The organism is Haloarcula sp. S1AR25-4 (genome assembly GCF_031624555.1).
GTDB classification, from domain to species: domain Archaea; phylum Halobacteriota; class Halobacteria; order Halobacteriales; family Haloarculaceae; genus Haloarcula; species Haloarcula pellucida.
In genome coordinates, this window is record NZ_JAMQOR010000004.1 from 1 (window position 1) to 14,920 (window position 14,920).

Genomic DNA, 14,920 nt, shown 5'->3' on the forward strand with positions numbered 1-14,920 from the left:
GTGCTCGTTCTCCCAAACGTCTTGGCTGTCCTCATCTAACGTCTCTCTGAGGAGGTTTGCGAGTTGCATGAGCACTTCTCGCTACGGCCTCCTCGCTTCTCAAACTCGCTCAACTAGACAGTGCCATGGCTCCGTTACCGTCGGCAGGCATCTTCGAGCAGGTCGAGCATCGCCGCCCAGACCGCCTCCGAGTGCTCGCTCTCGAACAGTCGCTGCCCGTGTGCGGCCCCGTCGACGGTCAGCAGTCGTTTGGGGTCGGACGCGTCGCTGTGGAGTTCGGTCGCGACGTCGACGAAGCGTTGCTCGTCGCCCTCGCTGACGACGAACAGTTTCTGGCCGGTCAGCGACTCGGCCCGTCCAGCGCCGCCGGCCCCGGACAGCGTCACGACGCCGTCGACGCGGGTCGGTCTCTCGGCGGCGGCACCGACGACGGCCGCCCCGCCCGTACTCGCACCGACGAGAACGACGGTCGACACGTCGCGTTCCGACCGCAGGAACTCGACGGCGGCCCTGACTGCGGCGACTCGTTGCTCGCCCTCGTCGATGGCGAGCGCCAGCCACCCGTTCGCGGCCAGTCGTTCGGCCTGTGGTCGCCAACTTCCGCGGTCGAGGTTGATTTGCGGGACGAGGACGACCCCACAGGACCCCGACCCGTAGAGGGTCCCCTCGACTGTCGTTCCACCGGACGTATCGAACGAAACGTCACGCGGGCCAGTAGTCGTCGTCTCTTCGGCCCCCGTCGGCGACGTGGTGGTGTCGGTCGAAGTCTGCGTGTCGGTCGGGGCGGCGTCGTTCGATGCGTCTGTCCGCGTACAGCCAGCGGTCACACCCGTCAGCGCGACGCCGGCCGCGGCGAGCAACTGACGGCGAGATGGCGACGTGTCCATGGCGTCGGTTCGGCCAGTGCGTGAATACTTATCCTGCCGATAATGCGTGAGCCACTCCGACCCGCGAACTGTGCCGCGGGGAAGTTGAGACCGATACTCATAACGTATACGCTCAGGTGTAGCACGTTGTTTATTTCACAGCGTCGCTCGAACAGCGTGCTCGAGAGCGTCTCGGCCGGGTTTCCGAAACAGCTCCCGACGTAGTTGGAACGCTCTGAGAGACTGTGTCAACTTGTCTTTGGAGACGCCACGGTGGGGCGAGAGTCACCGTCACATCAGCGACGCGTGGCTCTCGCAGGTGTCGACGTGCTCCTCGTCGTCAGCGTATTCGCCGCCGCCGTGGACGACGTATTCGCGGTCGAATGTGTCGTCATCAAGACGGCGGTTGAGAGCGTCGTCGACGTCGACGGCGGCGAGTTCGAGGCATCACATGGCGTCGAACCCGGCGAGAACCAGATCGTCGCCGCCGCGGACAAGGCGGACCTCGAAGCGGCCGGTACCCACCCACGCGGACGGGGGGAGGACCGGATACGGCCCGCGGAGCGTGAGAGGCGCCCACGGGCTAGTCGAACGTCTATCGGAGGGGTCAGCAAGGGCGTGCCTGTCCGCCCACCAGCGGGCGCGAGTAGGACCAGTCAGAAACTGTCAGACCTATGAGCGTGCTGAGGGAGATAGAGAGCGTCAGCGTTCGCAACGCCTGGACAGTCCCGGTGCGACGGCCTCCGCGAGCTCCCGGATCATGCAGGCGAGGCAGGAAATCCATCTAGCTTATGTAATTGGGAGATCACAACGCCGCGTGTGACCGGATCCGAGACGACCACGGCGAACGGAGAGACACGGACCCGTCGGCCAACCGGTTTGAACGGCAGCACGCTCCTCAAGTCGGGCACCGTAGTCGCGTTAACAGTTGCCCTGGCTATTGGCGCCGTATTTCGTTTCCCCGCCTCGGTCGTGGTTCTCTGGGACGCGGGCGGGGAACCGGTCGTCGTGCTGTCCACCCAGGTAGCTGTCGCTTCGGTTCTGGTGGGTCAGGTGAGCCTCCTCGGCGTATTCGCCATCGCGCCACGGGTTCCCACTATCGGTGAAAGGGTAGCCCCGTTCCGCGACGCCTATCAGTGGACTGCGTTCGCACTGGTGAGTCTCGGTTTGCTCGTCCTCGCGACAATCGTCGCGTGGAATAGCGGGTTGCAGTTCGGCGGTGGACAGTCCCTCTTGACGCGAGTCGGGGCGCTGGTCGCCGCCGTCCTGCTGTACAGCGGTGCGAAAGCGTTGCCGGCACTTGAACAGAACCGATTAGTAGGGATTCGGTCGCCGTGGACGATGGCCGACGAGACGGTCTGGAGCCAGACACACGAGCACGCAGTCCCGTTTTTCAAAACCGCTGCCGCCATCGCGGTCCTCGCAGCCGCCGCTCCATCGGAGATAGTCGCTCTCGCGCTCATCGTCGCCCCACTCCTCTCGGTACTCGGGTATCTGTACTACTATTCGTATCGTCTCTATGACGGCTGACTCGCAGTTCCCGGCGGCGCTCGCGCATCGGTACCCGGACATATATCCTGGGATAGTACAACCCAGAGCCAACGACTCTCTCGAAATATCGCCGAGGGGGACATACGGCGGAGACAACCCACAGCCGCGGCCAGCCGTGATTCGAGACCGTCAGGGTGTACTGGGCTGAGGTATCTACTGCATCATCAGTGTACCACACCGTCCGTGCGGGATACCTGTCCACCGGGTCACGGTGACGTGGCAAGAGACAGCGAGTCGATAGGTTCGGCCGATACCTGACTTGCTCACCAGCCGACGGTCGGGAACCAGAGCGTCGAAGGGGGGCGGGGAGTCCGCGGGGACGTTCTCACGTCGCCGGGAGGATGTCCTCGGCGTGGAACCGGGTCGTCACCCAGTACCCACAAATCGCGATCAGACACAGAATCAAGACGAGCGACGCCACCGAGAACAGGACCAGGTTCAGGTTGGGGAACAGATTGACGAGGACAGTCAACCCGAGACCGGGAACGATGCCGACGACGCTAAACAGCTCCTGAACGCCATCAGACAGGTTTCCACCGATCCCCATCGACCCGAGGATGACGACGAGGTTCGCCCAGATGGCCGTTGGTAGCGGGAGGAGAAACGCGGGAAGTAGTGTCGCGTTCAGCTGGGCGCCGAGCTCTGCGCCGATGGAGACGAGAACGGCGATCGGAATACCGAGTGCGACCAGGGCGAACGCAAACACCTGTAGCAAGGTGACGAGAGTCGTGGACAACAGCAGCGAGTTGAACACCTGTCGCTCGTGGTACGGAGAACTGAGCAAGAGTTCGAACTGGCCGCTAGAGATCAGTTTTCCCGCCATGCGCTGGCCGGTATTCACTCCCAGCACACTCGAGAACGTCGCGAGGAGGTACGGCCCCTGTATCAGGAACAGCGCCAACGCGAAAGCGTACTCGCTGTTTAGCTCTCCGAAGTAGAGTTCCACGAGTCGCTGGACGCTCTGTCTCGTCGTCGGCGTGACCGCTCCCGGAGAACTGATGCTCACCACTGTGATGCCGCCAAACACCACGGCCAGAAACAGTGGCATGGCGAACAGCTTTAGTCGCCGGGAGTTGAGCTGCTGCCACACCAGCGCCTCGGAAAGATCGATTATCTCGGTGGTGTCACTCATAGCTCGACTCGATGTTGTTGTACAGTGATTGAACTGAGTTCTCCATCATCTTCACCTCTCGAACGTTGATCCCGTCTCGTGCGAGTCTCGTGACGAGTTCGCTCATCTCTGTCTCCGGTCGCTTGGTGACGACAACGTACGAATCTTCGATCTCCGTTTCGTATCCCTGATTCTCGAGGGCCTGACGAGCCGCATCGGTGTCGACGGCCTCGAAACCGATGGTCGGGCGTTCGAAGGCGCGGTCCCGCACCTCTTCGATGCTTCCGTCGAACACCAGCTGGCCGTCACGCATGATCAGGAGACGTTCCGCCAAGTCGTCCGCCTCGTTCAGGTCGTGGGTCGAATAGATGACAGTCCGTGTGTTGCCCAGCTGATCGAGGTAGGAGCGGATATCCTGTGCGATCATCGGATCGAGTCCGGTCGTCGCTTCGTCGAGAAACAGCACTGATGGGTCCGGAAGTAGCGCTTGTCCAATCGATGCACGCTGGGACTGCCCTCGACTCAGCTCGCCCGCGTTACGGTCCAGGAGTTCCCGGAAATCGAATCGATCCGCCAACTGTGCGATCCGATCGGAGACGTCCTCGGTCGGTAGATTCTGTACCTTGCCCCAGAACCTGAGATTCTGCCGCACCGTCAACTCCGTGTTGAGGACCGGCCGATGGGGGAGATAGCTCACTTCGCGTTTCACGCTCGGTTCTTCGTACGGATTCTGCCCGTCGACCAGGACTGTGCCCTCGTTCGGCTGCAGAATCCCGCAGCCACAGCGAAACAGCGTCGTCTTCCCGCATCCGTTCGGGCCGAGAAGGACGTTGAAGCCACGATCCAACTCGAGATTCACGTCGTCGAGGACACGCAGCGACTTGTATCCCGCCGTCACCGAAGAGTAGGAGATACCGGTCATCTGTATCTTCCCCTGCTCAGACAACTGTTCGCCAGGGTGATAGGATAACCGGACGCGGGCGGTGAGCGATCGCCGGGCCTGGCTGGTCTGTCCCTTCGTCCGTGGGTCCGTGGTGTTGCACTCATCGTTTACGTATCTCGGATTCGGAGTGTGCCGAGTGTACCGTCATCGGAGACTGTGACGAAGAACTCCTTCGATCCGCTAGCGTCCGCGAGAGCTACCTGAATCACGCCTCGCTTTTTATACATGTTTTCGATACCTTCGAGCGCCTCGATATGTGTGGTCCATCCTGACTCGATATCGGTTACCGTGATCTGTTCTTTGAGTTCCGCAGTGAGCATATCGTACACCGTCTGGAACTCACCCTGTTCGAGCAGGTCGACGACATCCGTGACGATGTCGCGCTCCCTATCCGTGGGTTCCTGCTTTCGGTTGCGGAGCCTGCCGGTGAGAGACGACACTTTGGATTTTCCCAGACGCTTTGCGTCACCGAGAGAGTCCACCAGACCCACGTCTTTGTCTTTGAAGATGTACAGCCCCTTCGGGTCCCCGTTGGCGGTGAAAAAGAGCTGAACTTTGAACGGTTCGTCGCCGAAATTCCCGTACACCTCGACGGCCCGCTCCGACGGATCCATGTCGACGTCGTCCGGTAATTCCGGGTCGACGACGATCTCATCCACGCCCGCGAACTGACCGTGGACGTCCTCGGTCTTATCCCATGCCGACACGATCTGGGTCGCCGCCGCCTGGCCGAAACTCGTGAGACTGTCGCGCACTCCGGTGTCCAGAGCCGTAATGATATCCCTGGATTTTTTCTCCAGCACTTCACTCGGTAACTCGTTTCCGTCGTTGTCTGACATGAGTGATCTCCTTGCTTACAATATATTTATTTGATCTAATTTAATACTTTCAATCTCGCAAATATAAGTACGAGCAGTAGTAGCGGGCCACAGACAATCTTCGCCGCCCGTGTCGTGGGTACGTCCCAGACGGCCGATCCCATCTCGATCCAGTTCACTCCGGTCCAGAGCAGCGCTATGAGATGGAGGAGATTCGCGAATCTCACGACCGTGAGAGACTGGATTAGCGAGGAGCGTGCCTGAACGAGTTGCACAGATTCGGGGGCCGGAACCTGCGTGATAGCGAACAGCGTCGCAGCCGTTCCGAGGAGAGAACTGACGACGTACGGGAGCATTCCGACACCCGTCAACCAGATAGTTTCTCGTAAATCGACGTCGATGAAGCGCAATGTCGCGATCACGTAGAACGCGACACCGCTCCCGAGCCACACCGTGAGCGGTAACAGGACGGCAGTCACAGTCGAGATGAGATAGAGTTCCGTGGTCGATCCGGGAATGGCGGGTACAATCCACATGACACTCGCTATCGAACTGAAGAGATTCGATACAGCAGCCAGTAGTACGATCGCTGCTGGCGTCCAAAGCTGGTCCAGTTCCCGCCGCTCGGCGATCACTTTCAGATCGAACAGGAGATCGAGAACCAGCGGGACTATATCGTTATACTGTTTTCTTGACATTTGGCTGCGTTCCTGCGATTGTGGCCGAAAGTCGGGTGATAGCCGGGTCCGCGCTCAGGTTCTGACCTTGTCGTCGGTCTCGGTCACGTCGAGATCGTTGAGCTTTCGCATGATTTCATCCTTGTTATCGGCGAGGCGGGCGACGTTCTTTTCGGTCCGGTCGCTAAGGAACACGTCGTTTTTGATGAGTTCCGTCCGGTTTTCCTGGACATATTCGAGGAACTCGTCCCGGTACTCGCCGAGCAGATCGTGGCAGGCGTGACAGATTCCGGTGTGTTCGACTGCCGGATCGACGCCCATGCGATCAAGGAGCCGTTTCGGGCCGACTTCGTGTATGAGCCAGTAGACGAGATTGTCCTGGGAATTCTGAATCACGTTGACCAGCGAATCTTCTTTCAGGTTCCCCATCGTCAGGTCGGGGCGATAGAACTGCGCGTGGCCACAGCAGACTTTGACCGACCCGTCAGGGTGAATCGAGAAGGTGTTGACGACGTCGCGACATCCGATGTCGACGTCTTTGACCGCGGAGTACCTACTGGGGTCGAGTTGGATGCCCGAGCCCATCGGCGCGGCTGCGTCTTCGAGGGTGTGTAGCTTGCCTATTTCGCCGACCGGGCGACCGATCCGTTCTTCGATCGCTGCTTCCATCCGATCCAAGTCATACTCGGGGTCCTCGCTACCGATGATACAGGCCAAAGCAACGGCGCTGAGCTCATCGTACTCCAGAGACGCCTCAATCATGTTCACGATGTTCTCGAAGTCCATGTACTCCGTGTGGAAGTCGTCGTAGCTGGTGTTGATCTCGTCAAGGCCTGCGTCGACGAGATCCTGGAGCATATCGTGGGCGTTATCCATGTCGTGAGCCCACCAGGCATTCGTGACGATCCGGGTGTTGAGACCCGCTTCAGTACATCGTTCGATCCCTTCGAGGAGCTTGTCCTTGTGAAGCGTACATTCGCCGCCCGTAAAACACACTAACTGAAGCGTGTCGAGGGTCTCGAGTTCGTCGAACACGTCCTCTCGTAAGTCGTCCGGCATTTCGAATTTCGTTTCCGGACTGCTCCCCACGCTACAGTGGTCACAGGCGAAGTTGCATTGATAGTCGAGGAACACTGAAACTGACGTTGGAATCATTGATATTTTTGTCGCTAATTGAGCGGGTTTGAATAATATTTAGTGGATTGGGTACCGGTTCCGTCTAGTAGTGCCCGGTCACAGCAGTCGTGTTCACCGCGGCCGCCACCGTCGCGGCGACGCCTGCCGCGGCGGCGGCGACGGCGACGACGACGGCTGCGACACACGCTGCAACCGCGGTACATGCGACGTGGCCATCAACGACCGGCGTCTCGGCGTTGCTGGCTTCCGCCATCGAATCGATCTGGGAGTCGATCTCGATGAGCGCCTCGACATCGTCCTTGGACAGCGTGTAATCGTCCGCCTCTTCGGCGAGTTCCTCGATGGAGACGCTGTCGATGTCTTCAATGCCCTGCATGGTGAGAACTTCCTCGAAGTCGTTCGTGCAGAGGTCGGAGTAGGAGTCCAGGACCTCGTCCGAGATGGTCTCCTCGGTCACGAGTTCGGAGATCTCCTCTTCCTCGAAGAGTCCACTGAAGTAGACGGAGGAACTCACGAGTTCGGCCTTGACTGGATCGATCTCCGTCTTGAACTCGCTGTTGTGAGCGATGCTTTGCGAGTGGTCCACATTTTCCGCTGCGGTTACTGCCGTGGGCATACATTTCCATAGTGAAAAGACATAATTAAAAACATTGTGGGTGTGGATTTCAATCTGGCATATCTGATCGGCCCGGTAGCTGATAGCGAGAGGCATCGCGACGGGACCGCGACACCTCCCCGACGATATCCCGCGTATTGTCTACCCCATCTAGCGGGTGAGCACGGCTGTACCTCCGAACTCAGCGACCCACCATGCGAACCGCGCTACGCGTTTGAGAGCGGACTGTGAAGGGGAGAGAGTACGGGCCGTCTACTGACCATGCAAGCCGGCGAGAGTCCACGCTGACAGTCCCCGGCCGACACTGGGTTCGCCTAGCTGTGCGTCGACGAGCTCGGTGAGTTGCTACTGAGTGCATCTCGTCCCGTCTGGAGTGTGTGGTCACAACTCTCCCGGATGACTTCCCTCACCGAACCTGGGTAGTCTTCGGCGACTTCTATCACGTCGTCTAGTGTCGTTTCCACGTCGCCCTGGATCTCTGCTACCGTGGCTCGAGTATCCTCGTTGAGGTCCAGATGTGTCAGAAAACACTCGTAGGTACTGTGTTCCAGTAACGCTCGCGCGAGGACCCCGGCACCGATCCGTTCGGCAGTGTCGGTCCGCGTACGAAGGTGATCGTAGACCGCTCCCCCAGAGGAAGCATGGTACTCGACCGACAGACAGGAGCCGAGCCGCTCCAGATGCTGTTGTTTTCTGTCCGCGAGAACAGCGAACAGCTCCCGTGCCTGGTCGTCAGGTTCGCTGAATGTCCACTCGGAGTACAGAGACTTTGCCCCGTAGAGACCGTTGCAGGCCAACCCGATGGCCCCCCGCTCGTCGGATGGGGATTCGAGCAGTGGCAGTAGCCACTGCTCCGATCGATGCAAGTCAAACACCTCCTCGTTTCTCGTCCGTATCTCAGTTAACTTCATATTGAATTGAATGAACCTAATTATATATTATTTTTGTGGTTTGAGTACTGCAATAAATAAACGCGGTATCGCGCGGATCGAAACGTGGTGACGCGCTCGTGGTACCCTCCTCACGGGTCACAGCCCAAGAGCCAGTCGGCGGTCTCTTCTAGCACCGCTTCGGACACCTGTGTCGTCTCCCTGTCGCTGGCTGGTGTCAGGAGGTGGTCCAATCCTTCGTAGAGCGAGAACGTGACGTTCCGTCGGTCACCGAGCGCGGCCCGCCACTGTTCGAATTCGACGTCGGCACGGACCTGCCGGTCCTCGCGTCCCTGAACGAAAAGCATCGGAACGGAGAGCGCCGCGGCCGCCTCGCAGGCGTCGTATCCCCGCAGACTCTTCCAGAAAGTCACGGGGGCGCCGAACAGCTGCTCGTCCGGACGCATCGAACCGTTCTGGGCACGTTCGAATGTGTCACGGATTGGTGAGAGCGTCCTTGTCTGACCGTCATCGGGGACGAGAGCACCGATCTGGGACAGAACCAGTTCCGAGAGCGGCCGTGCGTTCGCTGCGAGACAGCAGATCGCGTCCGTGTTCCCGTCTTCGGAGGCGATTCTGGGCGCGAGCATGCCACCGAGGCTGTGTCCGACGACCCCGCAGGGACTGACGCCTTCGGCCCGGAGTCGGTCGAGCGCTGAGACCGCATCGTCGACGACTACCCGTTCTATCGTCGTCTCTCTGGGTTGCAGTTGTTCGACGAACGTCCGCTTGTCGTATCTGAGGGTCGCAATCCCGTGACTGGCGAGTCCGAGTCCGATGTCCCGGAGTGGGTACCGCGACCCGACGCGCCCGTCCCTGTCCGCTGGCCCTGACCCGTGTACCAGCACCACGCCCGGTGGCGACTCTGTCCCGCGTGGAACCGCCAAGGTTCCCGGGAGGTCTTTCCCCTCGCCGGGGACTGATACCGACCGTTCGTCGAAGGCCGACTGGTCTACGTACGACGGACAGGTCGCCGTCTGGTCGGTGTCCTGTTCGGAACTGATGTCAGAGAGCCACAATCCAGAGATACTGCTTTCATCCTCAAAGACGACGGTTACACGGTGTATCCCCTTGCGGTGGATCACCGGCACGACCAGCGCCTCGGTCCCCGACACGAGCTTCTGTTCCGGGTCCCCGATAGCGATGAGTCGCCCAAGCTCGTCAGTTTGCTCTCGCCACGCCTGTAACAGCTGAACCGCGGTGTATTCCTGCAGCAATTCGGGCGCGAACCGAGCGAACACGGACGTGGCCTGCCCGTTGGCGATGGTTTGGACGACTTCTCTCGCGATGTCCGCCTGCGTTGGGGGCGACACGCCCGTGTATTTCTTCCCCAAATATAAATACATTATTTAGTTAAAGAGTTGCAAAAATCCAACTCCGCCCAACACTGGTCCGGGTCGCAGACTGTGCCGTTCTCGTGTCGGTTGGCAACCGGCCTCTCCGAAACGCTCAGTGACAGAGACGAACTGCGTGTGGCCGATCAACCCCCGCTGAACTGTCGGACTGATGTCGGGCTGGGCTCGTGGTCCTAGACGTCTCGCCAGTCCTCGTCGAACGTGGCTCTGTAGAGGGTTGCAGGCCGCAACGACGACCGTCAAATTCGGACAACGAGACAGTATCGTCGGCGGAGATGGTAGATAGGCGAAGGTTTGAAGCAACGTCTCAGTCGTAGAGGGACACGATGGATACGGACGCAGACGGCGGGTCAGAGGTGTCGGGCGGGCAAGGAGGGAGCCGGGCGTGCCTCCGCCGGATACTGGCGGTGTTCGGCCTCGGATTGGCGGGTATCGTCGGGCTAGTCCTCTCGGTAATGTTGTCACCTGGTAGCCTCCCGTCCGTCGAGGGCGTCCCCCAGGCGATATCCCTCGTCGCTGTCGTCGTGCAACCGGCTATCCTCACCCTCGGCGCCGCCGCTATCGGTGCGCGTTTCACCTCGCGACTCGGCTTCAAATCCCACACCGTCTCGCGTATCGACGGCGCCCATCTGTCCGCAAGTCTCCGCAAAGAGGGCCGCGTTGCACTCCCCGCCGGGGTGGCCGCCAGCACGCTCATCGTCGCGCTCTCGCACCGGCTGTCATGGCGGCGCTCTGAGCGACGCGCTACGCAGGGGTCGGCGGGAGCGCTGAAGTGGATCCCGTGCCGCGCTATACCGAGGCCGATAAAAGAGAGACGGTCAGTCGACCGAGGGTCGCTTCGGAAGCGGCAGAATCCCGAGGCCGGGACAGTCGTCGGCCCACCAGACGAGCAGTGTCGTCCCGAGCAGTGCGACTTCCAGCGAGAGGAAGAGCAGTCCCCGGGGCGTCCCGAGGAAGAAGAGGAAGCGGACGAAGTAGTAGAGCGCGTTGTCGAGGAACCCGCCCTGCCCGGAACTCTGGATGGTCACGAGCGGCCACAGGTACGCCTCCAGTCGCAAGGGGTTCCCGACGACCACCTGATACACGGCGTCGGCGGGGATGTGAGCGAGGTAGGCGACACTGAACCCGGTCCCGACGGCCCTGTGGCCGAGTTTGCCGAGAAGTACCACGAGCGCGAGCGAGAGTGCCGTCGCGGTAAAGACGGAGTGTGCGACGGAGACGCCGCTCGGGAATATCTCGAACGTCCACGCGAGCGGTTTGTCGACGAGGTCGGGAAACAGCGCGCCGAACCCGACCGCGAGCGCCGGCAGCGTCCCCGGCGACTCGCCGTATCGGAGGTGGACGTATCCCGAGTACAGCAGGTAGCCGACGGCGACGTGTTCCCATGGCCACATCGTGGTCAGGTCCGGGTCGGTGTTCGCAGTGTAGTCGTCGGCGTCGAAGCGTCACGCGTCGCGTCGTCGTATCGAGTGGGTAGTGGCGTCATTGAACGTCAGGCGACCGTAATCGGCAATCGGAGCGACTGGTAGGCCGAATCCATCGTCGGGTCGGCGGGCGCCTCTCCGCGGTACAGGTAGACGACCATCCGCAGGTCGGATCCCCGCATAGAGGGCGACACCTCGAAGTTCACGGTGCGCGTCGCCGAGTGGTCGACAGTCACGGACTGTGCGGCCACGCGGTTGCTCTCTAGGACTTGCGCGTCCGCGCCGGTCCCGTTCGTTCGCTGGATGTGGGCCACCGCCTCGTACTGCATCTGTTCGTGTTCCTTATTGGTGACGTTGACCGAAAGAGTTCGCGTCTCGCCGGCGGCGAACTGGGCGGGATACATCGACTGCGTGTCACCAGTCACGTTGTCGGTGTTCACGTAGAACTCCGTGAACCCGTCTTGCTGTGGCGGGTTGACCGCGGCGTATCCGACGCTCGACACGAGAAGGAGCAGACTCACACCGAGCGCGACGTTGAACAGCCGACGTTTGCTGTCGGCTGTCCCGAAGGCGTTGCCCGCGTCGGAGTACGTGACGTTCGAGAGGAATTCGGATATCTGTGGGGTGTAGCGCCGCTCTGCCGGCAGCCGGTAGCGCCGTATCAGCCCGCCGACCGTCAGCGAGAGCGTGAGGCCGGTGGTTCCGAACAGCAGGGGATACAGCGTGATGCCCCACGGCGTGAAGTTAGCGGCGACGGCGACCAGCGGCACGATGAACAGCGTCGTGATGACGGCGAAGACGGTCCGTTCGAGCGCGTCGATGCCGTCCTTGGTCGGGAGCGGGTTGCGCAGACCGCGTTGGTTCTCATCGAAGGTCCGCACGGCAGAGTTCCCGACGGCCGGGTAGAGAAACGAGACGAACGCGTACCCGGGTAAGACAGTTACGAGCGGAACGATGACGGCTGTCCGGAGTGCCCCGGTCACGCCGAACGCGACCGTCAGCACGGCCAGTCCCGTCGCGAAGGCGACCAGCGAGAGGTCGACGTACCAGCGATCCAGCGGTGACATTGCCAGCCTCTAGTTCCCGTGGGGCCCTTATTATTCGTCGAATAAGTCCAGCGACCCGAACAGCGAGACAGGCCACCGAGCGTCGCGCGGGCCGGCGTGCTACGCCGAACTGGCCGCGTCGCGAAGTCCGGACCCGGCACTCCAGAGGACGCCGGGGACGTGACGTGGTTCGAGTCGCGCGTTCCGGAGGTATCGCGCTGCGTCGAGGAAGGCACCCTCCTGTAAGTAGAGCTTCGTGAGGAGGAGGTCGTGGGCTTCCTGAACGCTGTAGCCGTCACGCTCTGCGGCCCGGACCAGCGAGGCGTGTTTCGCGATGAACTGCTCGTCGGCGCGTTCGACCGTCTCCGCGGGCGGAGAGCCCGTCTCGTGACGCGTCACGAGCGGTCGGTCGACGTAGCCGAGATATCCCTCTTGAATGACGCGAAGGAGGAAGTCGGGGTCCTGGAAGCGGTCGAGTTCCTCGTCGAACCCGTCGATAGCGCGTGCGACCGACGTCTCGACGAGGAGTGTCGACCCAGCGCCGGAGTGGAGGTAGTCCGCGAGGATCTCGCCCGAAAGCTCCTTTCCGCCTTCTTTCGGGCGGTCGTCGTCGTCGGCTTCCGAGAGTACCGAGGCGGCCACAGACAGCAGTCGTCCCTTGGTTCCATCGAGGTCGTACTCGAAGTCACAGTAGACCGCGACACACTCCTCGGGGGCAGACTGATAGCGGGCTAGTTGCCGTCCCAGTTTCTCCGGGTGCCACTCGTCGTCCGAGTCGAGGAACGCGACGAACTCCCCGTGGACGTGTTCGATGCCCGTGTTCCGTGCGACGTTCGCACCTCTGTTCGTCCCGTGGGTGACGACCCGGAGTCGCGGGTCGTCGTAGGTGTCGAGCAACGAGAGCGTCCCGTCGTCGGACCCGTCGTCGACGACGACCAACTCGAAGTCCTCGTAGGTCTGTTCGAGGACGCTATCGACGGCACGGGGCAGCACGTCAGAGCGATTATACGTCGGGATGACGACGCTTACCGTTGGCATACAAGACCGAATGCCCCGGGGAGTGTTTATTACCCACCAGATAAACCGGAATCCGGCGTCTCAGTACGTCGTCCCAGTGACGAGGACGTTACGTCCACCGGCGTCCTGGATACCGTCGGGCAGTTCGTTGTTCTTGATGCGCACCGAATCGGCGTCGGGGCCGATGCGGATGGACTCGTCGCCGCTGTAGGAGTCGAGGTAGTTCTCCTCGATCCAGATGTCGTCACCGTAGGCCGACACCGGGCGGTCGGAGCAACGAATGCGACACTTGTAGACGGTGTAATCCTCGCCGAGGAGGGCGATCCCGCGGCGTTTCCCGCCGCCCCACTGGTCGACGGTCAACGCTCGGAACTCGCAGTTGTCGCGCTCACATCGGATCGCGTGACGCAGATTCTCGCCGGAAGCGCTGCCAGCGATACGACAGTCCTGTACCACTACACCGCCCCCGTTCCCCAGTAACCGGAACGCGTTCGCACTACAGTCCATGTCGACGTCGACGTCGACGTCGACGATAGAGACCGGACCGGACCCCGACTTGACGACAACACCGGCGGCAGGCACGTCGGCGATGTCGATGTCAGTGTTCCTGAGGGCTGCGCTCTCGACGTCGTCGAGTATCTGCACCGCGTCCCCGTTCGGCGCCGTGAGGTCGATAGAGACGTCACGGACCACCACTCGGTCTGCGTAATCGAACCGCATCGGGATCTGTGCGAGATAGTACGGTGATCGCTGGTCCGTGACGAACTCCGTACGCTCCACCGTGGCCCGACTCGCCCCGATACGGACGTTCACCGGCCCGTTGTTCTGGAACAGTCCTCCGACGACCGAAACGGAACCGGAACCAGTGACGTACAGTCCGTTGTCGGGATAGTTACGGACGACACAGTGGTCCAGTCGGATCGAGCCGTCGTGGTTGTTGATGAGGATGCCCGTCGGACCACGCCAAAGGTCACCCGGCGTCTGGGTCTGCCAGTCGGCGCCGTCGGTGATTCGGAGTCCGTCGATGTGGCCGCTACCGTCCGAATCGGTGACGCGGAAGAGCGCCGGCCCCCACGTCCCGCTATCGTGGCGGCCGATAACGTCGATATTTTTGACGGAGAGTCCATCCGAAACGCTCACGTGGAACGCGCGAATGCCGGTGTCGTCCGCTCGCTGGTCCACGTCGAAGTTCTTGATGAGAACGTCTCGGGCCGGGTCGTAGTACGTCCCGAGTCGGAACAAGCGGTACTGCGGTCCGTCGAAGTCGTAGTAGTCCGCCGGGACCAACGTGGCGTCGTCGCCGACGAGGCCCACGTTGTCGGCCCCGGACTCTCGGACCTGCTCGTCCATGTAGTACTCGCCGGGTGGGAACTTCAGAAGCGTGTCGTCGCCGATCAGGTCGGCAAGCAGCGGGCTAACCGACTCTGAAC

The 14,920-nt window shown here is 61.3% G+C and carries 15 protein-coding genes and 1 pseudogene; 2 read left to right on the forward strand and 14 right to left on the reverse strand.

Going from position 1 to position 14,920, the window contains the following annotated elements; translation table 11 throughout:
• Positions 1-134: 134 nt before the first annotated feature.
• Positions 135-887, reverse strand: a complete 753-nt coding sequence (locus tag NDI85_RS17005; protein ID WP_310916432.1) for an alpha/beta hydrolase — start codon at positions 885-887, stop codon at positions 135-137.
• Positions 888-1,022: 135 nt separating this feature from the next.
• A pseudogene (locus NDI85_RS17010) lies at positions 1,023-1,262 on the reverse strand (IS1595 family transposase); the annotation flags it as partial.
• Here NDI85_RS17010 and NDI85_RS17015 point away from each other — a divergent pair.
• Entirely contained in the window at positions 1,194-1,544 is a 351-nt protein-coding gene (locus NDI85_RS17015) for a hypothetical protein (RefSeq protein ID WP_310916433.1), read from the forward strand. The pseudogene NDI85_RS17010 and the gene NDI85_RS17015 overlap by 69 nt on opposite strands.
• Positions 1,545-1,919: 375 nt before the next feature.
• Positions 1,920-2,396 (forward strand): SdpI family protein, encoded by a 477-nt coding sequence (locus NDI85_RS17020; protein WP_310916434.1) that lies wholly within the window; start codon positions 1,920-1,922, stop codon positions 2,394-2,396.
• A gap of 346 nt (positions 2,397-2,742) precedes the next feature.
• Here the strand turns inward: NDI85_RS17020 and NDI85_RS17025 are convergent, their stop codons facing one another.
• From NDI85_RS17025 to NDI85_RS17080, 12 genes are all read right to left on the reverse strand, one after another.
• Complete coding sequence (locus tag NDI85_RS17025; protein ID WP_188997067.1) at positions 2,743-3,549, reverse strand: hypothetical protein; 807 nt, start codon at positions 3,547-3,549, stop codon at positions 2,743-2,745.
• Positions 3,542-4,450: an ABC transporter ATP-binding protein gene (locus NDI85_RS17030; protein ID WP_188997069.1), complete on the reverse strand. Its 909-nt coding sequence runs from the start codon at positions 4,448-4,450 to the stop codon at positions 3,542-3,544. Before NDI85_RS17030 ends, NDI85_RS17025 begins: the two co-directional genes overlap by 8 nt.
• Positions 4,451-4,578: 128 nt before the next feature.
• Entirely contained in the window at positions 4,579-5,310 is a 732-nt protein-coding gene (locus tag NDI85_RS17035; protein ID WP_310916435.1) for a hypothetical protein, read from the reverse strand.
• 35 nt (positions 5,311-5,345) lie between these two features.
• Positions 5,346-5,987, reverse strand: coding sequence for a YIP1 family protein (locus tag NDI85_RS17040; RefSeq protein WP_310916436.1), 642 nt, complete (start codon positions 5,985-5,987; stop codon positions 5,346-5,348).
• Between the two features lie 54 nt (positions 5,988-6,041).
• Complete coding sequence (locus NDI85_RS17045; RefSeq protein ID WP_310916437.1) at positions 6,042-7,100, reverse strand: radical SAM protein; 1,059 nt, start codon at positions 7,098-7,100, stop codon at positions 6,042-6,044.
• Positions 7,101-7,185: 85 nt separating this feature from the next.
• Positions 7,186-7,719 carry a hypothetical protein gene (locus NDI85_RS17050; RefSeq protein ID WP_310916438.1) on the reverse strand — a complete coding sequence of 178 codons (534 nt, stop codon included), beginning with the start codon at positions 7,717-7,719 and terminating at the stop codon, positions 7,186-7,188.
• Positions 7,720-8,033: 314 nt separating this feature from the next.
• Positions 8,034-8,630, reverse strand: a complete 597-nt coding sequence (locus tag NDI85_RS17055; protein WP_310916439.1) for a hypothetical protein — start codon at positions 8,628-8,630, stop codon at positions 8,034-8,036.
• 110 nt (positions 8,631-8,740) lie between these two features.
• Positions 8,741-9,961 carry an alpha/beta fold hydrolase gene (locus NDI85_RS17060; RefSeq protein ID WP_310916440.1) on the reverse strand — a complete coding sequence of 407 codons (1,221 nt, stop codon included), beginning with the start codon at positions 9,959-9,961 and terminating at the stop codon, positions 8,741-8,743.
• Between the two features lie 860 nt (positions 9,962-10,821).
• Positions 10,822-11,397 carry a metal-dependent hydrolase gene (locus tag NDI85_RS17065; protein ID WP_188997071.1) on the reverse strand — a complete coding sequence of 192 codons (576 nt, stop codon included), beginning with the start codon at positions 11,395-11,397 and terminating at the stop codon, positions 10,822-10,824.
• Between the two features lie 98 nt (positions 11,398-11,495).
• Positions 11,496-12,494: a DUF1616 domain-containing protein gene (locus NDI85_RS17070; protein ID WP_310916441.1), complete on the reverse strand. Its 999-nt coding sequence runs from the start codon at positions 12,492-12,494 to the stop codon at positions 11,496-11,498.
• A gap of 99 nt (positions 12,495-12,593) precedes the next feature.
• Positions 12,594-13,511: a glycosyltransferase gene (locus NDI85_RS17075; RefSeq protein WP_188997075.1), complete on the reverse strand. Its 918-nt coding sequence runs from the start codon at positions 13,509-13,511 to the stop codon at positions 12,594-12,596.
• 60 nt (positions 13,512-13,571) lie between these two features.
• Positions 13,572-14,840 (reverse strand): hypothetical protein, encoded by a 1,269-nt coding sequence (locus NDI85_RS17080; protein ID WP_310916442.1) that lies wholly within the window; start codon positions 14,838-14,840, stop codon positions 13,572-13,574.
• Positions 14,841-14,920 lie beyond the last annotated feature (80 nt).